Annotated in this window: 17 protein-coding genes; 13 read left to right on the forward strand and 4 right to left on the reverse strand. The window is 62.6% G+C overall.

Translation table 11 applies throughout. The features are described from left to right. The first annotated feature begins 15 nt into the window (after positions 1-15). Positions 16-822 carry a 4-pyridoxolactonase gene (gene pldA, locus AC1DWZ_RS11425; protein ID WP_477169013.1) on the forward strand — a complete coding sequence of 269 codons (807 nt, stop codon included), beginning with the start codon at positions 16-18 and terminating at the stop codon, positions 820-822. Positions 823-876: 54 nt separating this feature from the next. Here the strand turns inward: pldA and pldH are convergent, their stop codons facing one another. Continuing rightward, positions 877-1,614, reverse strand: a complete 738-nt coding sequence (gene pldH, locus AC1DWZ_RS11430; RefSeq protein WP_477169014.1) for a pyridoxal 4-dehydrogenase, SDR-type — start codon at positions 1,612-1,614, stop codon at positions 877-879. 44 nt (positions 1,615-1,658) lie between these two features. After that, on the reverse strand, positions 1,659-2,837 hold the full coding sequence (gene ppaT, locus AC1DWZ_RS11435) for a pyridoxamine--pyruvate transaminase (RefSeq protein WP_477169015.1): 1,179 nt from the start codon (positions 2,835-2,837) through the stop codon (positions 1,659-1,661). A gap of 148 nt (positions 2,838-2,985) precedes the next feature. Here ppaT and AC1DWZ_RS11440 point away from each other — a divergent pair, with 148 nt between their 5' ends. The 5 genes from AC1DWZ_RS11440 (at position 2,986) to AC1DWZ_RS11460 (ending at position 10,071) form a co-directional block, all read left to right on the forward strand. After that, the gene (locus AC1DWZ_RS11440; RefSeq protein ID WP_477169016.1) at positions 2,986-4,479 is read left to right on the forward strand and encodes a GMC family oxidoreductase; all 1,494 of its coding nucleotides are present in this window, start codon (positions 2,986-2,988) and stop codon (positions 4,477-4,479) included. Continuing rightward, the gene (locus tag AC1DWZ_RS11445) at positions 4,479-4,895 is read left to right on the forward strand and encodes a hypothetical protein (RefSeq protein ID WP_477169017.1); all 417 of its coding nucleotides are present in this window, start codon (positions 4,479-4,481) and stop codon (positions 4,893-4,895) included. The genes AC1DWZ_RS11440 and AC1DWZ_RS11445 overlap by 1 nt, the downstream gene beginning before the upstream one ends. A gap of 12 nt (positions 4,896-4,907) precedes the next feature. Further along, positions 4,908-6,422, forward strand: a complete 1,515-nt coding sequence (locus tag AC1DWZ_RS11450; protein WP_477169018.1) for an acyl--CoA ligase — start codon at positions 4,908-4,910, stop codon at positions 6,420-6,422. Continuing rightward, positions 6,419-7,393: a 2-dehydropantoate 2-reductase gene (locus tag AC1DWZ_RS11455; RefSeq protein WP_477169019.1), complete on the forward strand. Its 975-nt coding sequence runs from the start codon at positions 6,419-6,421 to the stop codon at positions 7,391-7,393. Before AC1DWZ_RS11450 ends, AC1DWZ_RS11455 begins: the two co-directional genes overlap by 4 nt. A gap of 182 nt (positions 7,394-7,575) precedes the next feature. Beyond that, positions 7,576-10,071 carry a bifunctional diguanylate cyclase/phosphodiesterase gene (locus AC1DWZ_RS11460; protein WP_477169020.1) on the forward strand — a complete coding sequence of 832 codons (2,496 nt, stop codon included), beginning with the start codon at positions 7,576-7,578 and terminating at the stop codon, positions 10,069-10,071. A 130-nt stretch (positions 10,072-10,201) separates the two neighbouring features. Here AC1DWZ_RS11460 and AC1DWZ_RS11465 read toward each other — a convergent pair whose 3' ends face one another. After that, positions 10,202-11,743 carry a UxaA family hydrolase gene (locus AC1DWZ_RS11465; RefSeq protein ID WP_477169021.1) on the reverse strand — a complete coding sequence of 514 codons (1,542 nt, stop codon included), beginning with the start codon at positions 11,741-11,743 and terminating at the stop codon, positions 10,202-10,204. A 60-nt stretch (positions 11,744-11,803) separates the two neighbouring features. Between AC1DWZ_RS11465 and AC1DWZ_RS11470 the strand changes: the two genes are divergently transcribed. The 7 genes from AC1DWZ_RS11470 (at position 11,804) to AC1DWZ_RS11500 (ending at position 17,948) form a co-directional block, all read left to right on the forward strand. Beyond that, on the forward strand, positions 11,804-12,580 hold the full coding sequence (locus AC1DWZ_RS11470; RefSeq protein WP_477169022.1) for a GntR family transcriptional regulator: 777 nt from the start codon (positions 11,804-11,806) through the stop codon (positions 12,578-12,580). A gap of 171 nt (positions 12,581-12,751) precedes the next feature. Next, on the forward strand, positions 12,752-13,798 hold the full coding sequence (locus AC1DWZ_RS11475) for an aldo/keto reductase (RefSeq protein WP_477169023.1): 1,047 nt from the start codon (positions 12,752-12,754) through the stop codon (positions 13,796-13,798). After that, the gene (locus tag AC1DWZ_RS11480; RefSeq protein WP_477169024.1) at positions 13,795-14,622 is read left to right on the forward strand and encodes an amidohydrolase family protein; all 828 of its coding nucleotides are present in this window, start codon (positions 13,795-13,797) and stop codon (positions 14,620-14,622) included. Before AC1DWZ_RS11475 ends, AC1DWZ_RS11480 begins: the two co-directional genes overlap by 4 nt. Before the next feature lie 105 nt (positions 14,623-14,727). Continuing rightward, the gene (locus tag AC1DWZ_RS11485; RefSeq protein ID WP_477169025.1) at positions 14,728-15,486 is read left to right on the forward strand and encodes an SDR family oxidoreductase; all 759 of its coding nucleotides are present in this window, start codon (positions 14,728-14,730) and stop codon (positions 15,484-15,486) included. A gap of 8 nt (positions 15,487-15,494) precedes the next feature. Continuing rightward, the gene (locus AC1DWZ_RS11490; RefSeq protein ID WP_477169026.1) at positions 15,495-16,343 is read left to right on the forward strand and encodes a fumarylacetoacetate hydrolase family protein; all 849 of its coding nucleotides are present in this window, start codon (positions 15,495-15,497) and stop codon (positions 16,341-16,343) included. 1 nt (position 16,344) lies between these two features. Then, a complete protein-coding gene (locus tag AC1DWZ_RS11495) occupies positions 16,345-17,277 on the forward strand; it encodes a carbohydrate kinase family protein (RefSeq protein ID WP_477169027.1) in 933 nt (310 codons plus the stop codon). An 8-nt stretch (positions 17,278-17,285) separates the two neighbouring features. Then, complete coding sequence (locus AC1DWZ_RS11500) at positions 17,286-17,948, forward strand: transaldolase family protein (protein ID WP_477169028.1); 663 nt, start codon at positions 17,286-17,288, stop codon at positions 17,946-17,948. Between the two features lie 36 nt (positions 17,949-17,984). Here AC1DWZ_RS11500 and AC1DWZ_RS11505 read toward each other — a convergent pair whose 3' ends face one another. Beyond that, positions 17,985-19,016 carry a D-alanine--D-alanine ligase family protein gene (locus AC1DWZ_RS11505; protein ID WP_477169029.1) on the reverse strand — a complete coding sequence of 344 codons (1,032 nt, stop codon included), beginning with the start codon at positions 19,014-19,016 and terminating at the stop codon, positions 17,985-17,987. Positions 19,017-19,028: the final 12 nt, after the last annotated feature.

Here is a 19,028-nt window from a genome sequence, read left to right on the forward strand (position 1 = left end):
CGGGAGGGTTGAACAATGTCCGACACGAAAGTCCATCTGCTCGACGGCGGTACTTTGGTCATCGATGGCTATCACGCCTTCTGGAATCGCGGCCCTGGCGGTGAATTGCGCTTTCCCTGCTACTCCGTGCTGATCGACCATCCCGACGGCCGCTATATCTTCGACACGGGCTATGATTTCGACCATGTGATGCGCGTGCTGCCGTTCGAAAAGCCGATCCAGGATGCTGGGCAAACGCTACCCGGTCAGCTGGCCAAGCTGGGATTGAAGCCCGATGACATCAACTACGTCATCAACTCGCACTATCATTTCGACCATTGTGGCGGGAACAAGTACTTCACCAAGGCCTGCACCATCTGCCACGGTGCCGAGCTCGATGCCTGCTCGCATCACCAGCCCTTCGAGCATCTCGGCTATTCCGATCTCTCCTTCGCCCCCGACATCGCCAAGGCCGCTGGCAAGGTTCTGCCGCCCGACCCGGTGCTCGACATGTACACACCGAAATTCCAGACGCTGACCGGCGATCAGGAAATCGCCAAGGGTCTGTGGCTGTTCGAGACGCCGGGGCACACGGCCGGCCATTATAGTCTGATGGTGGAACTCAAAGGCCGCCGCCCGCTGCTCTTCACGGCAGATGCCTGCTACAGCCAGAAGAACATGGATATGATGTGCATCTCGAGCTTCCATCTCGATCCGGTGGCCAGCCTCAAATCCCTGCAGCGGCTGAAGGACCTGGCCGCGAAATACGATGCCGAGCTCTTTTACTCGCACGACGCCGAGAGCTTCAAGAACTACCAGACCGGGGCGAACTACTACGCTTGACAACTTATGCTTCTCCCTCTCCCTAAAGGGAGAGGAACTCGACCGAGCGATTGCCTACCATCTCACCATGCCGGCATCGACATTGAGTGTCTGGCCGGTGATCCAATGTGCTTCGTCGGAAGCGAGGAAGGCTACCGCCGGCACCACATCTTCCGGCTTGCCATGGCCCTTGATGGCCTGCAGCATCTCGACAAAGCCAAAGGCCTCCTTGTGCGGGCTTTGCTGCACGCTTTCGGAATCGACGAGGCCTGGCGTCACGCAATTGACCGTGATCTTGTAGGCGCCAAGTTCAGTGGCGAGCGCGCGGCTGAAGGTCAGGACGCCGCCCTTTGACGCAACATAGTGCGCCATGTTGGGTGTGCCGGCAAAGATCGAGTTGGAACAGAAATTGACGATGCGGCCGTAGCCCGCCTTGCGCATGATGTCGGAGCCGGCGCGGCACATGAGATAAAGCCCGTCGAGATTGACCCGCAAGACACGGCGCCATTCCTCGAAAGTGAGATCGTCCCAGGGCACGAAGGGCACGATGGCGGCGGCGTTGATCTGCACGTCGAGTTTGCCGAATTTGGCTACTTCCTCGAACAGTTTGGTGACCGAAGTCGGATCGCCGATATCGCAAGCGACCCCCACGGATTTGCCGCCGATTTCCTTGGCTGTCTTCTCGGCACCGGCACCGTTGATGTCGACGGCGATCACTGTCGCCCCCTCACGCCCCAGGCGCAGCGCCACCGCCTTGCCCATCCCCTGTGCCGCGCCGGAAACGACCGCCACGCGGCCTTCGAACCTGTGCATCCCCGTCTCCCCCGTCTCGTGATTGTGACTGTTTGCGATGATGGTTACTGAGCGGCCTCGATCACCTGCAGCGCTGCGTTGATGCCGGCGCTGACGTCGATTTTCTTCCCCAATTTGCGCAACGCGCCGCCTAGGGCGGTAAGGGCCACGATCGCATAGACCGGTTCCGCCACCATGCCCATATGGCCGATGCGCAGCAGCTTGCCCATCGTCTCGTTCCGCCCGGTCGAGAACACCACGCCATAAAGATCGCGTGCCGCAGCGATGATGGCCGCATCCGTGACACCCTCCGGGATACGCACGGCGGTAGTGGTGGGCGAGGCGATCGCTTCTGTCTTCGCCCAAAGCTGCAAGCCCATCGCCTGGACGCCGGCGCGTGTCGCCCGTGCGGTGAGGGCATGGCGACGCCAGACCTTCTCCGGCCCTTCGTCGAGATACTGGTCGAGGACGGCATCGAAGCCGTTCACCTCGGCGACCGACGGCGTGAAGGGGAAGGGCTGGTCGTGACGCCAGGCTTCTTTCCAATCGAGGTAGGAAAGGATCGAGGCACGCGGGGCCCTGGGATTTGCCTCCATATGCGCCCAGGCTCGGTCGCTGACCGCCACCAGCGTGATGCCCGGCGCACCGCCGAGGCATTTCCCCGGGCCGGTGATGAAGATATCGGCCTCGCAATCATTCGGGTGGATGTCCATGCCACCGAAAGAGGAGACCGCATCGACCATCAGCAGGGCACCGTTCGCCCGCACAATCTTGCCGATCTCGCGGGCCGGATTGATGGTGCCGGAGGGCGTGTCGTGATGGACCAGGGAGACCAGCTTGATGTCCGGGCGCCTTTTGAAGGCCTCGGCCACAGACGCCGGATCGATGGCCTCGTTGAATGGCACCTCGATCTCGACCATGTCCTTATGGTACCGGGCGGACCAATATCCGAAGCCCTTGCCATAGACGCCTGACGCCAGGTTGAGAACCGTGTCATTGGGCCCGATGGCGGAGGCCGCCGCCGCCTCGATCGCTGCTGCCGGCTCGACATGGAGAATGAGCGCCGGGTCCTTGACCTTCAGCGCCTTGGCGGCCTTCTTGGTGACGCCCTCGTAGAAATGCTGGAAATACGGGTCATAATCGTATGGTATCGGCCGTGACATGGCACGCAGCACGCGCGGATAGGCGGCGACCGGACCCGCCGACAAGGTGATCACGGGTTCCTTGAGGTCTGATGCGGCCATCTTGGCTGGCTCCCCATTTGGTTCGATATGATGTTTTTGGTTCAGGACATTCTAGACTTGCGTCCCGAAAAGTGAAAACAATATCCGTCGCAAAGGTGCATTGGTCCCGCAAAAAATGACTCGAGCTCCAGCGGATTGGTTCGATTTTTTGGTAATTGGTGCGGGGTCCGCCGGCTCGGTACTGGCTGCCCGCCTCAGCGCTGATCCGGCGCTCAAGATCGGCCTCGTCGAAGCGGGTGGCCCGGCACGCAACCCGCTCATCCATGATCCCCGCAAGTGGCCGCTGCTCCAGGGCTCCGAGGTCGATTGGACCTTTCGCACGGTCCCGCAGGTCCATACCGCCGGCCGCGTGCATGATTGGCCACGCGGCAAGGTGCTGGGCGGGTCGAGCGCCATCAACGCCATGGCCCATGTGCGCGGCCATCCATCGGATTTCGACCAGTGGCACTGCCCCGGCTGGTCGCATGCCGATCTGCTGCCCTATTTCATCCGTGCCGAGACCGGCCCGCTCTCACTTATCCGCCCGCAGGAAGCCAACCCGGTCACCCTGGCCTATCTTGCTGCCGGCGCAGAATGCGGCTTTGCGCCCATCGCCGATCACAACGCACCGGGCATGGCGGGTCCCACACTCAACACCCTCACCATCAAGGACGGCAAGCGCCAGACCGTGGCCGATGCCTATCTGCCGCTGGCCGAGGGGCGTGCCAATTTCACGCTACTCGCCAACAGCCCAATCCTGTCGCTCATCATGGCGGACCGGCGCTGCATCGGCGTTCTGGTCGAAGGTGCCCTGGGGCCGCGCGAGATTCGTGCCGAGCGGGGGGTCATCCTCTGCGCTGGTGCCATCGGTTCCCCCACCTTGCTGCTGCGCGCCGGGATCGGCCCGGCGGATGAGCTTGCTGCTCTCGATATCCAGCCGCACCATGATTTGCCCGGCGTCGGGCGCAATCTCCATGACCATCTGCTCTCGGGCGGCAATGTCTATGAGGCAAGGCGCCCGGTGCCGCCGTCGAAATACCAGAATTCCGAAGCGTTGATGTATCTGCCCCGGTCCAATAGTTCATCGGGGGGTAGTGCGTCGCCGGCACCCGACTTGGTGCTGGCCTGTGTCACCGCTCCCGTGGTGACGGAATGTTTCACCGCCCCGCCGATGGGCTCCGCCTATACTTTGATGTTTGGTTTCACCCATCCCAAAAGCCGCGGCAGCCTGCGCCTTGCCAGCAGCGATCCAAGGGACATGCCGCTGATCGACCCCAATTATCTTGCCGATCCCGAGGACCGCGCCGTCTATCTCGATGCCCTGACCGTGGCGCAGGAAGTCGGTGCTGCGGGCGCCTTCAGGGATTGGCGCGCCAAGGAGGTCCTGCCGGGCCCGGTCCACACTGATCGGGCCCACTTCCTGGCACAGGCGGCTTTCACCCACCATCATCCGGTCGGCACCTGCCGCATGGGTGATGGGCCGGATTCCGTGGTCGGCCATGATCTCAAAATCCATGGTCTTGATGGTCTTTATGTCTGCGATGCGTCGATCCTGCCGCGCATCACCACCGGCCCGGTCAATGCCGCCATCATTGCCATCGCCGAACGGGCCTCCGACCTGCTATTGGGAAAGCCCGTGCTGTCACCTGCCAGGATATCCTGATGAAACTGCCCATTCTCCTGCTGAGCCTGACGCTTGCCGCCTGCGCGACGGCGCCACAAGACCGGCCGGTCATCGTCCAGATCACCAATACCGGCAGCGAACCTCTCGGCTGCAAGATCGTTTTCGGCCATTGGGTCGAACGCGACATGGGTACGCTGGCGCCTGGCACCACTTTCGACATCGCGATGATGCAGGCGGACCGGGACAAGGCGCTCTACATCACGCGCGATGATGGTCAGCGCCAGATGATGATCGAAAACATCGTCTGCGGGCGGCTGGCGGATTGGCGCGGGACCCAGGGCCAGGTCGATCTCACGACGGCGCGTCAGCAGGCCATTTCGCATCTCGAAGCCACTTGCGAAGCGCCCCTGGAAGCGGGCAGGGTGGCGTGCAAATTGACCGGTATCGGACTCTAGGGAATGAGCAATATGCGTGACGCGGCAAATCTTCCGTCCCTCCTGCAGGGCGATCCTGCCGCTGCGGCCATCGGCGCGCCCGAACGCCGCATGATGACTCGTGGCGAACTCAACGCGCTGGTCAACCGGATCGGCGGAGCACTCCGTGCCATTGGCATCGGCCGGCAGGATGCGGTTGCCATCGTCATGCCGAACGGGCCGGAAATGGCGGCGACTTTCGTGGCGGTGGCGAGCTTTGCCGTCGCAGCACCCCTCAATGCCGCCTACCGCGCAGACGAATTCGATTTCTATCTCGGCGATCTCGATGCCAAGGCGCTCCTCATCCTCGGTGGACCGGATTCGCCGGCGCGCGAGGTCGCAGCCAAACGCGGCATCAATGTCATCGACGTGACACCAGATCTCCATGGTCCGGCCGGGGCTCTGACACTCTCCATCCCGTTTGCCGATCATGGTGCACCGGACCCAATGCCTGATGAGGTGGCGCTGGTGCTGCACACGTCCGGCACGACCTCGCGGCCCAAGATCGTGCCGCTCACCCATCGCAATCTCGCGACCTCCGCCGGCAATATCGCCCGCACGCTCAGCCTGACGCCGGCCGATCGCTGCCTCGTCGTGATGCCGCTCTTCCACATTCATGGCCTGATCGGCGCGCTGCTCTCCTCTTTCTCAGCCGGCGCTTCGGTCCATTGCCCGCCCGGCTTCAACGCGCTGAAATTCTTCGCCCAACTCGATGAGGCGGAAGCGACCTGGTACACGGCGGTCCCCACCATGCACCAGACCGTTCTGGCGCGGGCCGACCGCAATGCGGATGTGCTGGCGCGCCGCCGCCTGCGCTTCATCCGCTCTTCCTCGGCCAGCCTGCCGCCGCAGGTGATGGTGCAGCTGGAACAGGTGTTCGGCTGCCCGGTGATCGAATCCTACGGCATGACCGAAGCCACCCACCAGATGGCGAGCAATCCCTTGCCACCGGCCGCCCGCAAGCCTGGCTCAGTCGGGATCGCGGCGGGACCGGAGGTCGCCATCATGGGCACCGACGGTGCCCTGCTGGTGCGTGGCCAGGTGGGTGAGATCGTCATCCGCGGTGCCAATGTGACGCCGGGCTATGCCAACAATCCCAAGGCCAATGCGGAAGGCTTCCGCGACGGCTGGTTCCGGACCGGCGATCAAGGTGTCATGGATGCCGAGGGTTATCTCAGCCTCACCGGGCGGCTGAAGGAGATCATCAACCGCGGCGGCGAGAAAATTTCCCCGCGCGAGGTCGACGATATTCTGATGGATCACCCGGCCGTGGCGCAGATCGTCACCTTCGCCATTCCCCATGACAAATTGGGCGAGGAAGTGGGTGCTGCGGTGGTGCTGCGCGAAGGGGCTGCGGCGACCGAGAAGGAACTGCGCGACTTTGCGGCGACCCGCCTTGCCGATTTCAAGGTGCCGAAGAAGATCGTCTTCCTCGCCGAAATTCCCAAGGGTGCCACCGGAAAATTGCAGCGCATCGGCCTGGCTCAGAAGCTGGGACTTGCCTCATGAAGATCGCCATCTACGGTGCCGGGGCCATCGGTGGCCTCATTGGCGGCCATCTTGCGCGCATCGGCAAGGACGTGACCCTGATCGCGCGCGGGCCACATCTGGCGGCGCTGCAATCTGATGGTCTCCATATCTCCGGCCATTCCGGCGACTTCACGGTGAAACCCAGTGCCACCGATGACCCCGCCAAGGCGGGCATCCAGGACTATGTCATCATCGCCTTGAAAGCGCAGAGTGTCCCTGCCATCGCCGAGAAGATCGTCCCCCTGCTGGGGCCGGATACCGCGGTGGTGATGGCGACCAACGGCGTCCCCTGGTGGTATTTCCACGGCGCCGAGAGTGCGCTCAAGGACGCGCGCGTGCCCAGCGTCGATCCGAGTGGCGTGCTGTGGCGCACGATCGGGCCGGAACGGGTCATCGGCTGTGTCGTCTATCCGGCAGCCGAAGTGGTGGCGCCTGGTCATGTCAAACATGTCGAGAATGACCGTTTCCCCATGGGCGAATCCGATGGGTCCAAATCGGACCGCGTCACGGCCCTCAGCGCCGCCTTCATCGAGGCTGGTTTCAAAGCACCGGTGAAGCCGGATATCCGCACCGAAATCTGGGTGAAGCTCTGGGGCAATGTCGCCTTCAACCCGATCTCGGCTTTGACCGGCGGCACGCTTGCCGGCATCTGCAATGACCCTGGCACCCGCGCCGTTGCCAAGGCGGTGATGCAGGAAGCCGAGGCCATTGCCCTCAAGCTCGGCGTCAAGATGCCGATCGACGTCGAACGCCGCATCAATGGTGCTGCCGGTGTGGGCGAGCACAAGACCTCGATGCTGCAGGATATCGAACGCGGCCGGCCGATTGAACTTGAGGCCATCGTCGGCGCCGTGCGCGACCTTGCGCGCCTGGTCGAGGTGCCGACTCCCACCATCGACACCATCTACGCGCTGACGAAACTGAAGGCGCAGGGTCTCGGTCTTCTTTAAATGGGAACGATGTCCTGCTCCTTTGACTGCGCTGTCAGGAAACAATTGGAAACCGAAAGGGTTTCGAATATGCGCACACCACCGTGTGGTAGGATTAATCTCTGATTCATCATTAGGCGGCTATCAACGATGCGTTAGCCCTGCTGTGCAGGTGTGTTGCAACGTTCATCGAGAGACGCCTGATGTTCCGTATCTACACCTGCATCACCGAACAGCATGACCTCAGATTGGTCGTTCTTGCGGGCCTCATTTGCCTCTTTGCCTGTTATACGGCCTTCAGCCTGCTGGCCCGCGCCGTGCAAAGCCGGGCGCGCACGCAGCTGGCCTGGACGGCAGGGGCCGCCGTCGCCGCCGGCAGCGGCATCTGGGCCACCCATTTTATCGCCATGCTGGCTTTTGCGCCGCAGATGCCGGTCAGCTACGCGCTCATCCCGACCCTGATCTCTATCATTGTCGCGGCCCTGATATCGGGTCTCGGTTTTGGCCTGGCGATCTATGCGCATGAGCATGTGAAGGCGGAGTATCTCCGCCGCGCGCAGATCGCCGTCGGTGGCATCGTCATGGGTGCCGGCATCAGCGCCATGCACTATATCGGCATGTCGGCGATGAGCCTCTATCCGGTGCTGACCTATGATGCCGGCATGGTCGTGGCGTCGCTGGTCATCGGTCTGGCGCTGGGCGGCCTTGCTGCTTATCTCGCTTTCGGCACCAGCGCTGAATCATTCACCATGCGGCGCCGTGTGCTGGCGGCGCTGATGCTGACCCTGGGCATCTGCGGGATGCACTTCACCGCCATGGCGGCGAGCAATATCGAAGCCGATCCCAGCGTGCTCATCCAGACCGAGATTATCTCCTCAGGCTGGCTGGCCTTTGCCGTCACGGCGGTCGCCGTGCTGGTGCTGGCGCTCAGTCTCACGGGCGCCATCTTCGATCAGCATCTCGCCAGCCAGCGCGCGCTTGAAGCTGCAAAGCTGCGTGCCAGCGAAAACCGCTTCCGGCAGCTCGCCGATGCCACCTTCGAAGGCATCCTGATCTATCGCGACGGCATCGTGCTCGACGTCAATGCCGCGATGGCCGCCATGGTCGGCTGGCCGCAGGAAAAGCTGATTGGCCGCAATGTCCTCGACCTCTGCCCCCTGGCAAGCCAGGCCCAGGCGCGCAGCCTGATGGCGGCGGCGCGGGAGGGCAACAACGCCGAACCCGGCCGCCCGGCCGAGATCGATCTGCTGCATGCCGACGGCCGGGCGATCCCGGTCGAAATTTATGGCCGCACCATGCCGTTCGAAAATGGCGATGCGCGTGTCGTAGCCCTTCGCGACATCCGCGAACGGAAGGCTGCCGAGCAGCAGATCCGCCACATGGCGCATCATGACGGGCTGACCAATCTGCCCAACCGCGTCCTCTTTCATGACCGCCTGACCCAGGCCGTGGCGCGAGCCAAGCGCACCGGCAACACGGTTGCTGTCCTGTGTCTCGACCTTGACCGGTTCAAAAGCGTCAACGACCTCAACGGCCACAGCGTGGGCGACGAACTGCTGCGCCAGGTGGCACAGCGTCTTGCCGCCAACATCCGCGCCGATGACACCGTGGCGCGCTTGAGCGGCGACGAATTTGCCGTCATCCAGGTCGGCGTGTCGCATCCCGATGGCCCCGCCATCATGGCCGACCGCCTGGTGAAGGCGATCGCCAAGCCATTCGATCTCGGTGGTCAGCAGACCGTCATCGGCACCAGCATCGGCATCGCGTTGTTCCCGGGTGACGCGGAAGAGGGCGAGGATCTTGTGCGCGCCGCCGACACGGCCCTCTACCGCGCCAAGGATGCCGGCCGCAGCACCTTCCGCTTCTTCGAGGCGCAGATGGATTTGCGCCTGCAGGAACGCCGGCATCTGGAGCGGGATCTGCGCCAGGCGATGGCCGAACGCCAGTTGGAAGTGCATTACCAGCCGCTCGCAGACTGCGACAAGATCAGCGTCGTTGGTTTCGAGGCACTGCTGCGCTGGAACCATCCGGAACGCGGCAATGTCTCGCCGGCCGAGTTCATTCCCCTGGCCGAGGAATGCGGCCTCATCATGCAGCTGGGCTCCTGGGTCCTGCGCACGGCCTGCCAGGAAGCCATGACTTGGCCAGCGGACAAAATCATTGCCGTCAACCTGTCCCCGGTCCAGTTCCGCCACGCGGATCTTGCCAAGGAAGTGTTGACTATCCTCGAGCAGACGGGCCTCGCGGCCAATCGCCTGGAGCTGGAGATTACCGAAGGCGTCCTGATCGATGATACGGATCGCACCTTGAACACGCTCAACAGCCTCAAAGCTGCCGGCGTGCGCATCTCGCTCGACGATTTCGGGACGGGCTATTCGTCACTGAGCTACCTGCACCGCTTTCCATTCGACAAGATCAAGATCGACCGGTCGTTCATCTGGGAAATGGAAAAGAATCCGGATTCGATGTCGATCGTGCGTGCCGTCATTGCGCTGGGGCGGTCGCTCCGCATCACGGTCACTGCAGAAGGCGTCGAGACGGCCAATCAATTGGCCCTGCTGCAGCATGAAAACTGCGACCAGGCCCAAGGCTTCCTCCTCGGCCGCCCGATCCCACGCGGCGACGTCAAACGCCTGCTGGAAGCCGCCCCCAAGGCCCCGCAGACGGAACTCGCCCTCGACTCACGCGCAGCGGAGTAAGACGGGTTCATAGAACCCTCGCCCCGCTTGCGGGGAGAGGGCAGGGTGAGGGGTCGTTGGGTGAGATCGGATACTTAGCCCCTCACCCCAACCCTCTCCCCGCAAGCGGGGCGAGGGAGTAGATCCACCCTCACATCGTTGCGCCGATCTGCCAGGGCACGAATTCGTTGTCACCATAGCCGAGCTGTTCCGACTTCGATTGTTCGCCGGACGCCACGCGCAGGATGAGGTCGAAAATCTCCTGGCCCTTGTCCTGAACGGTGACGCCGTCCAGGATATCACCGCAATTGATGTCCATGTCCTCAACCATGCGCTGATACATCGGCGTGTTGGTTGCAAGCTTGATGGAGGGGGTCGGTTTGCAGCCATAGGCCGAGCCGCGCCCCGTCGTGAAGCACAATATGTTGGCGCCGCCCGCGACCTGGCCGGTGGCTGAGACCGGGTCATAGCCCGGCGTGTCCATGAAGACGAAGCCCTTGGCCGTCACGGTTTCAGCATATTCATAGACGGCGGTGAGATTGGTGGTGCCGCCCTTGGCCGCCGCCCCCAGCGACTTTTCCAGGATGGTGGTGAGGCCGCCCGCCTTGTTGCCGGGCGAAGGGTTGTTGTTCATCTCGCCGCCATTGCGGCTGGCATAGGCTTCCCACCATTTGATGCGGCTGATCAGCTTCTCGCCCACCTCGCGATTGACCGCGCGGCGCGTCAGCAGATGCTCGGCACCATAGATCTCCGGCGTTTCCGACAGAATGCCGGTACCGCCATGCTTCACCAGCAAGTCCACCGCAGCGCCCAGCGCCGGATTGGCGGTGATGCCGGAATAGCCGTCCGAGCCGCCACACTGCAGGGCGAGGATAAGCTCCGAGGCGGAAATGGTTTCGCGCCTCACGGCATTGGCCTTGGGCAGCATTTCCTTGATCGCCGCGACCCCGGCCTCGATCGTCTTCCTGGTGCCGCCGGTGTCCTGAATGGTCATGGTCCGGAAGGTATCGCTCTCGACGATGTTATAGGCCTCCTTCATGCGACTGATCTGGAAGACCTCGCATCCCAAGCCCACCAGCAGCACGCCGGCGAGGTTAGGGTTGGTGGCATAGCCCCATTGCGTGCGCTTCAGGATGTCGAAGCCCTCGCCCTTGGCCGCCATGCCGCAGCCGGTTCCATGCACGAAGGGGATGATGCCGTCGATATTGGGATAGTCCTTGAGGATGCCGGATTTGGTGACGGCTTCCGCCATGAAGCGCGCGACCGAGGCCGAGCAGTTCACTGAGGTGAGGATGCCGATATAATTGCGCGTGCCTGATTTGCCGTTGGCGCGGCGATAGCCCTGGAACGTGGCCCGGGCTTCGACCGGCAGCACCTCGTCATTGCGGGCGCCGGCGGCAAAGGCGTAGTCGCGTTCGAATTCACCCATGCTGGTATTGTGTTCATGGACCCAGTCGCCAGGTGCGATCTCTTCCGTTGCAAAGCCGATGATCTGGCCGAACTTCAGCACCGGCTGGCCGACCGCAATGGGTGCGACCGCCATCTTGTGGCCACGGGTGACGCGCGCATTGGCGGCGATGCCGCCAGCCGCAAGCGCCCCTTGCGCGATTTCATCCACCGCGACGACGACATTGTCCTTGGGCGAGAGGCGAATGCTACGGGGTTCGGTGGCGACGACGCTGATCTGGCTCATCTGGGCTTCCGATGGGTAAAAAGGGGTTGCGTTTCTGGACCGGCATTCTAACATGTTAGCATGAATGTCAAAGCGGAATCATACGCCTTCCTCGGTGACGTGCGCGCGCGAACGCGTGGCGGCACCACCGCGCGGGTGATCTCTGCCTTGCGCGAAGCCATTGTTTCGCTTGAACTTCCGCCAGGGACCCAGCTCGACAAGGCGGCTTTGTGCGAACGCCTGGGTGTCTCCCGTTTCCCCGTTTCGGAAGCGCTCTCGCGCCTGCAGAGTGAAGGGTTGGTCGAAATCCGACCGCAAAGCGGCACCATCGTCTCGCTCATCCGCTTGGCCGACGTGCGCGAAAACCTGTTCCTCCGCCGCGCGCTGGAGGCAGAGGCGGTGCGCTCGCTGGCCCATGACATCACGCCGGAGGTACTGGCTTCGCTCCAGCGCAACATCCGCTACCAGAAAGCTGCGGCCGGGGCTGGCGACCCCGCGGGCTTTCATAAGCTCGATCTCGAATTCCACGACATCATCTTCACGGCACTCGGCTTCGACCGCGTCAAGGCCACCGTGGAGAGTGCCCGCATGGGCCTCGACCGGATTCGCCGGCTGCTCGCCTCCAAGCGCCGCCACAAACTCACCTTCGACGAACACGAAAAGATTGTAAAGGCGATCGTCGCCGGTGATGGCGAAGCTGCCGCCGCCGCGATGATCAATCATCTCGACGCCGTCATGACCGAGCTTCTGAGCCTCGCCCAGAAGCAGCCGGAAATCTTCGCGGACCGGCCAAGCGTCCCGATCAAGGCGGCGGCGCTGGCGGCAAAACCCAAACCAAAGAAGCGTGCGCGGCTATGAGGATGACCAAGGATAAGTACCCTCGCCCCCTTTGGGGGAGAGGGTAGGGTGAGGGGGTGGTTGAGTTAGATCCGGTTTATCGCCCCTCACCCCAACCCTCTCCCCGCTATCGCGGGGCGAGGGGGCCATTTCCGCCAACGCCCGAAAAAAGAAAAGAACACAGGGGAGAACATGAAATCCATAACCTTCAAGGCACCCTCCGGCGCCGAAATCCCTTTCACCGAACTCGGTTTCGGGACGGCGCCGCTCGGCAATCTCTTTCGCGCCATGCCGGAAGAGCAGGCGCAGGCCACCTGTCAGGCCGCCTGGGATGCCGGCATCCGCTATATCGATACGGCACCGCTTTATGGCCTTGGCCTTTCTGAAACGCGGCTCAATCATTTCCTGCGCGGCAAGCCGCGCGATTCCTACGTGCTCTCCAGCAAGGTCGGCCGCCTGCTGCAGGCATGCCCGCCGGAAAGCCGCACCGGCATCGGCAAGTTCTTCGAGACGCCGTCGCGCCGCGAGATCTACGACTACACCCACGATGGCATCATGCGCTCGCTGGAAGCGTCCCTGGAACGCCTGGGCCTCGACCGGATCGATATTCTGTTCGTCCATGATATCGACATCTTCAACCATGGCACCGCTGCCGCCCGCGATGCCAAGGTGACCGAACTGATGAAGAGCGGCTATGGCGCGCTGGTGAAACTGCGCGATCAGGGCGTCATCAAAGCGTTCGGCGCCGGCGTCAATGAATGGGAAGTGTGCGAGGCCCTCGCCAAACAGGGCGAATTCGACCTCTTCCTGTTGGCCGGCCGCTACACCCTGCTGGAACAGGAGGCCCTCAACTCCTTCCTGCCGCTTTGTGAACAGCGCAAGATCGGCATCGTCATCGGTGGTGCCTATAATTCCGGCATTCTGGCGACGGGTGCCAAGCCCGGCGCGTTCTACAATTACGATCCCGCCCCGCAGCCGATCCTCGATCGTGTGGCCGGCATCGAGAAGGTGGTGACCAGCCACGGTGTCAGGCTGGTGGAAGCCGCCTTGCGCTTCCCCTTGGTGCATCCAGCGGTGGTGAGCGTCATTCCAGGAGCGAGCAGACCTGAGGAAGTGGGACTCAACATGCACACGCTCGCAGCTGATATTCCCTCGGCACTGTGGGCCGATCTCAAGGCCAAGGGTTTCATTCGCGCCGAAGCGCCGGTGCCGCACGGTCTCGACCGGGGTGGCAAGTGAGAGTCGATGCGCATCAGCATTTCTGGGAAATTGCGCGCGGCGATTATGGCTGGATGGAGTCGGGTGCGCACCTCGCACCCATCCGCCGCGATTTCTTGCCGGCCGATCTGGAAGGTTACCGCACCAAACATCGCATCGACCTCACTGTCCTGGTGCAGGCGGCCCCCAGCATCGCAGAAACCGACTACATGCTGGGTCTTGCCGACGCGACGCCCTGGATCGCCAAGGTTGTGGGTTGGGTCGACTTTGAAGACCCGGACCATCGACGTCACCTTGAGCGCTGGGCGCGCCATGCGAAATTCGCTGGCGTGCGGCCGATGATCCAGGACATTGCCGACATCGACTGGATGCACCGCGCGGATGTGCAATGGGCCTATGATGCGATCGTGGCGTTGGACCTTACCTTCGATGCGCTGGGCTTCCCGCGCCATCTCGATAATTTCAAGCGCCTGTTTGACTGCTATCCCACCATGCGCATGGTGGTCGACCATGGCATGAAGCCGGAAATCCGTAACGACGGTTTCGACAAATGGGCCCAGGGCATGGCGTCGATCGCCGATGCGACGCCGGCCTACTGTAAACTGTCGGGCCTTGCCACTGAAGCCAACAGCGACTGGACCACGGCGGTGCTCAAACCCTATGCCAATCACATCATCCGCAGCTTCGGCGCAGAGCGGGTGATGTGGGGCTCCGACTGGCCGGTGGTCAATCTCGCCGGCGGCTACGATCCCTGGCGCCAGGCGGCCGAGGAAATTGTCGGCCCCGGCCATCCCGCCGACCGCATTTTCGGCGAAACCGCGAAGGAATTTTACCGGATCACGTAATTTGGACCAACTGCGGCAAGGCGCTCTCTCGCCCCGAAGGGGCGAGGCTTAGTGAATTGCGGCATGCGATGATTGACACTCACTCCAACACGGAAACATGACGACATGACGGACAGATTGAAAAACAAGCGAGCCATCGTGACGGCAGCAGCACAGGGCATCGGCGAGGCGACAGTGCGAGCCTTTGCCGCGGAAGGGGCCGAAATCATTGCGACCGATATTTCGGAAGCCGGCCTCGCCAAATTCACCGGCATGCGCGGCATCACCACAAGGGTGGTCGACGTCACCAAGGAACAGGCGATCCTGGATCTCGCCGCTATGGCGGGTGACATCAACGTGGTCTTCAACTGTGCCGGTTTCGTCCATAACGGCACCATCCTCGATTGCGCCGAGAAGGATTGGGACTTCAGCTTCGACCTCAATGTCAAATCCATGTACCGGATGATCCGCGCTTTGCTGCCGGGCATGCTGGCGCGCGGTGGCGGGTCGATCATCAACATGTCCTCGGTCGCCTCCTCGGCGATCGCGGTTCCCAACCGTTTCGTCTACGGCGCCAGCAAGGCGGCGGTGATCGGCCTCACCAAATCGGTGGCCGCCGACTTTGTGACCAAGGGCATCCGCTGCAATGCCATCTGCCCCGGCACGGTGGAATCACCCTCCCTCCAGGACCGCATGCGGGCCGTTGGCGAAACGATGGGGGGAGATTATGACAAGGCCCGGGCTGCCTTCATCGCCCGTCAGCCCATGGGCCGCCTGGGCACGCCGGAAGAAATCGCCCATGTTGCGGTCTTTCTTGCCAGCGACGAATCTGCTCTTATGACCGGAACTGCCCTGGCCGTCGATGGCGGCTGGACCAACACCTGAGGAAATCCATGAAACTCCTGCGTTATGGTGCCGTTGGCGCCGAAAAACCCGGCCTGCTCGATAAGGACGGCAACATTCGCGATCTGTCGCAGCATGTCCCGGACATTGCCGGCCAGGTGCTGACCCCGGAAGGGCTCGCCCGGCTGAAGGCGATTGATCCCAATACTCTGCCCAAGGTCGAAGGCCCGGTGCGCTACGGCGCCTGTGTCGGCAAGATCGGCAAGTTCATCTGCGTCGGCCTCAATTATTCGGATCACGCCAAGGAAACCGGCGCCGAGCCGCCCAAGGAACCGATCCTGTTCATGAAGGCGACCAGTGCCGTCGTCGGCCCCAACGACAATGTCATGATCCCGCGGAATTCGTTCAAGACCGATTGGGAAGTGGAACTCGGCGTCGTCATCGGCCGCGAGGCGCGCTATGTCGATGAGAAGAACGCGCTCGATCATGTTGCCGGCTATTGCGTCATCAACGATGTCTCCGAACGCGCTTTCCAGACCGAGCGCGGCGGCCAGTGGGTGAAGGGCAAGTCGGCCGACACCTTCGGTCCCACCGGCCCCTGGCTGGTGACCAAGGACGAGGTGCCGGACCCGCAGAACCTTTCCATGTGGCTCGATGTCGACGAGAAGCGCTACCAGAACGGCTCCACCAAGACGATGATCTTCGGTGTCGCCCACTTGGTGCATTACATCTCGCAATTCATGAGCCTGCAGCCGGGCGATGTCATCTCGACCGGGACTCCGCCGGGTGTTGGCCTGGGGCAGAAGCCGAACCCGATCTATCTCAAAGCCGGTCAGGTCATGCGCCTCGGCATTGCTGGCCTCGGCGAGCAGCGCCAGCAGGTCATCGCGACGCCATAAGATGTTTCTCTCCTGTGGCGACGCGCTTTTCGACTGCTTTTCCGTGCCGACCGACGGCCCGGCCACCATCCGCTTGGATGGAAGGGTCGGCGGCTCACCGCTCAATGTCGCGGTGGGCCTCGCCCGTCTCGGCCGGCCGGTCGGCTATTTCACCAAGAACTCGACCGACCTTTTCGGCCGGCGCATTCTTGCCTATCTGCAGAAGGAAGGCGTCGATACCAGCCTCATCGTGCCGACAGCCGCCAACAGCACGCTGGCGATGGTCGAGCTGGATAAGACCGGCAGCGCCTCTTACGCTTTCTATACCGGCGGCACGGCGGATCGCTCGCTGACGCAGGATGAATTGCCGGCGCAATTGCCGGCGGCGATCCGCGCCATCCATATCGGTTCCTACACCACTGCGACTGAACCCACCGCTTCCAGCCTGGTGGCGCTGGTGAAACGCGAGCGGGAGCGGCGTTTCATATCCTACGATCCCAACATCCGCGCCTCGATCGAACCGGATCTCGACGTCTGGCGCGGGCGCATCAGCTCGCTCACCGGGACGGCGCATCTCCTCAAGCTCAGCTCCGAGGATGCGGAACTGCTCTATCCCAAACAATCGCTCGAGCATCTGGCGCAGGATTGGCTCAGCCGCGGCGTGCGCCTGGTCATGATCACCAAGGGCGGCGAGGGCGCCTTGGCCTTTACCGCCCATGGCTGCAGCGCTGCCGTCCCAGGTGTCCATGTCGACGTGGTCGATACCGTGGGCGCCGGCGATACGTTCCAGGCGGCGAGCCTGGTCTGGCTGGAAAAGCATGATGCGCTGCAGGCGGCTGCTGCGGCAGACCTTGACTCCGACGCGCTTCGGTCGCTTCTCTCATTCGGCGCACGGGCTGCTGCCATCACCTGCAGCCGCCGTGGTGCCGATCTGCCCTTTGCGGCCGAACTCTAGGATTCCGAATGACCTACCGTCTCTTCATCGACAGCGCCAATCCCAGCGATTGGGATCTGGGTCTCAGCCGCGGCTGGTTGCATGGGGTCACCACCAACCCCCTTATCATCTCGCGTGCCGGCAAAAGGGTCGAGCTGGCGACGGCGCAGGCCCTGGTCGCCCATGCCAGCGAGCGCAATCTCGCCGAGATTCAGCTGCAGGTCACCGGCTACACGGCCGCCGAGATGCTGGCGAGCGGCCGCGCCTTGCGGGCATTGTGGCCGCATGTGACGGTCAAGGTGCCGGCGACGGCCGCCGGTTTCGAAGCCGCGGCAGCACTCTGCCGCGACAATGTGTCGGTCACGATCACCGCCTGCTACACCGCGCACCAGACCATGCTGGCAGCCAGTATCGGGGCGAAATACGTGGCACCCTATTATGGCCGCATGCAGGATGCCGGTATCGATGCCGATGCCAGGCTGGATGCGATGCTCTCAATCGGCAATCGCCTGGGCAATCTCCGGGTGCTGGTGGCAAGTATCCGCTCGATCGACCAGTTGGAGACCCTCACCAGCCGTGGGTTCGACACCTTTACCGTGACCGCGGCGCTGGCCGGGCAGCTGGGTCAGGACAAGGAGAGCGACGGGGCGGCGGCCGATTTCATGCGAGCGGCGGAAGAGTCCCTGAAATAGTCATTGAGGCTGAACAAGCATTCAGTTCCTGAATGACTATTCAGTCTGAAGCACAGCCCGCGCCCGGCTGATCCCAAGTTCCAGAATCCGGTTGAGGAGATCGGGATAGGCCATCCCGTCATGGGCGGCGGCGGCGGCGAATTCCTCCTTCGATGCGATCTCAGGATTGGGATTGGCCTCCAGAAAATAGGGGACACCCTCTGCGGTCAGGCGGAAGTCGATGCGGTTATAGCCGTCGAGTTCCAGGGTGACACAGATGCGCTTCACGATGCGCTGGATGCGGCGGGTCAATTCCGGTGACAGATTCTCAGCGCGGCCATAAGCTACGCCGCGCTTTTCCTGGTAATCGAGATCGTGCTTCAACTTCTCGGTAGCAACCGTGAGCTTGCCTTGTGCATCTTCGCCGAATTGCAGCTCCCACACCGGCAGCACGCGCAGGCGGTCATTGCCATAGACACCGACATAAAGTTCGCGGCCATCGATGAATTGTTCGGCGATGGCGTCCGTGCCGACGCGCTCATGGACGAACTTGACGCGTTCGGCGAGCTTCTCGTCGCTGTCGACCACCGAGGCCTGGGCGATGCCGACGGAGGAATCCTCGGTGAGGCTCTTGACGATGAGCGGAAAGCCGAGCTTTGCCGGGCGCTTGATCTTGCGGCCGATCGGGAAGACGGCGAAGGCCGGTGTGGGGATGCGGTGATAGGAGAGCAGCTTTTTCGAGAGCGCCTTGCCGCGCGCCAGCATCAGCCCGCGCGGATTGCAGCCGGTATAGGGCATGCGCAGGAGCTCCAGATAGCTCGCCACATTCTGATCATAAGCGGTTTCGCCGTGGAATTGTTCGAGGAGGTTGAAGACGACATCCGGCTTCCATTCGTCGATCGCCTCGCGGATCGGGTGCAGTTCATGCTGCACGCCAATGGCGCGCACCTCATGCCCGGACTCGCGCAAGGTGGAGATGACGTCATATTCCGTCTTCCAGACATGCTTCTCTTTTTCGCTGTATCCTTTCAGCGAATCCGGCGGCGTGAAGTCCGGATGCATCAGCACCAGAACACGAAGTGACTTCATTGCTGACCCCAA

Source organism: Dongia sp. P2_B8 (genome assembly GCF_056404715.1).

What these genes read in the sequence shown, in the direction of transcription:
- AC1DWZ_RS11450 (WP_477169018.1), top strand. Translation starts at nt 4,908, where the DNA reads ATGCGTGACGCGGCAAATCTTCCGTCCCTCCTGCAGGGCGATCCTGCC.
- AC1DWZ_RS11475 (WP_477169023.1), top strand. Translation starts at nt 12,752, where the DNA reads ATGAAATCCATAACCTTCAAGGCACCCTCCGGCGCCGAAATCCCTTTC.
- AC1DWZ_RS11470 (WP_477169022.1), top strand. Translation starts at nt 11,804, where the DNA reads ATGAATGTCAAAGCGGAATCATACGCCTTCCTCGGTGACGTGCGCGCG.
- pldH (WP_477169014.1), bottom strand. Translation starts at nt 1,614, where the DNA reads ATGCACAGGTTCGAAGGCCGCGTGGCGGTCGTTTCCGGCGCGGCACAG.
- AC1DWZ_RS11495 (WP_477169027.1), top strand. Translation starts at nt 16,345, where the DNA reads ATGTTTCTCTCCTGTGGCGACGCGCTTTTCGACTGCTTTTCCGTGCCG.
- AC1DWZ_RS11490 (WP_477169026.1), top strand. Translation starts at nt 15,495, where the DNA reads ATGAAACTCCTGCGTTATGGTGCCGTTGGCGCCGAAAAACCCGGCCTG.
- AC1DWZ_RS11445 (WP_477169017.1), top strand. Translation starts at nt 4,479, where the DNA reads ATGAAACTGCCCATTCTCCTGCTGAGCCTGACGCTTGCCGCCTGCGCG.
- AC1DWZ_RS11500 (WP_477169028.1), top strand. Translation starts at nt 17,286, where the DNA reads ATGACCTACCGTCTCTTCATCGACAGCGCCAATCCCAGCGATTGGGAT.
- AC1DWZ_RS11460 (WP_477169020.1), top strand. Translation starts at nt 7,576, where the DNA reads ATGTTCCGTATCTACACCTGCATCACCGAACAGCATGACCTCAGATTG.
- ppaT (WP_477169015.1), bottom strand. Translation starts at nt 2,837, where the DNA reads ATGGCCGCATCAGACCTCAAGGAACCCGTGATCACCTTGTCGGCGGGT.
- pldA (WP_477169013.1), top strand. Translation starts at nt 16, where the DNA reads ATGTCCGACACGAAAGTCCATCTGCTCGACGGCGGTACTTTGGTCATC.
- AC1DWZ_RS11455 (WP_477169019.1), top strand. Translation starts at nt 6,419, where the DNA reads ATGAAGATCGCCATCTACGGTGCCGGGGCCATCGGTGGCCTCATTGGC.
- AC1DWZ_RS11465 (WP_477169021.1), bottom strand. Translation starts at nt 11,743, where the DNA reads ATGAGCCAGATCAGCGTCGTCGCCACCGAACCCCGTAGCATTCGCCTC.
- AC1DWZ_RS11505 (WP_477169029.1), bottom strand. Translation starts at nt 19,016, where the DNA reads ATGAAGTCACTTCGTGTTCTGGTGCTGATGCATCCGGACTTCACGCCG.
- AC1DWZ_RS11485 (WP_477169025.1), top strand. Translation starts at nt 14,728, where the DNA reads ATGACGGACAGATTGAAAAACAAGCGAGCCATCGTGACGGCAGCAGCA.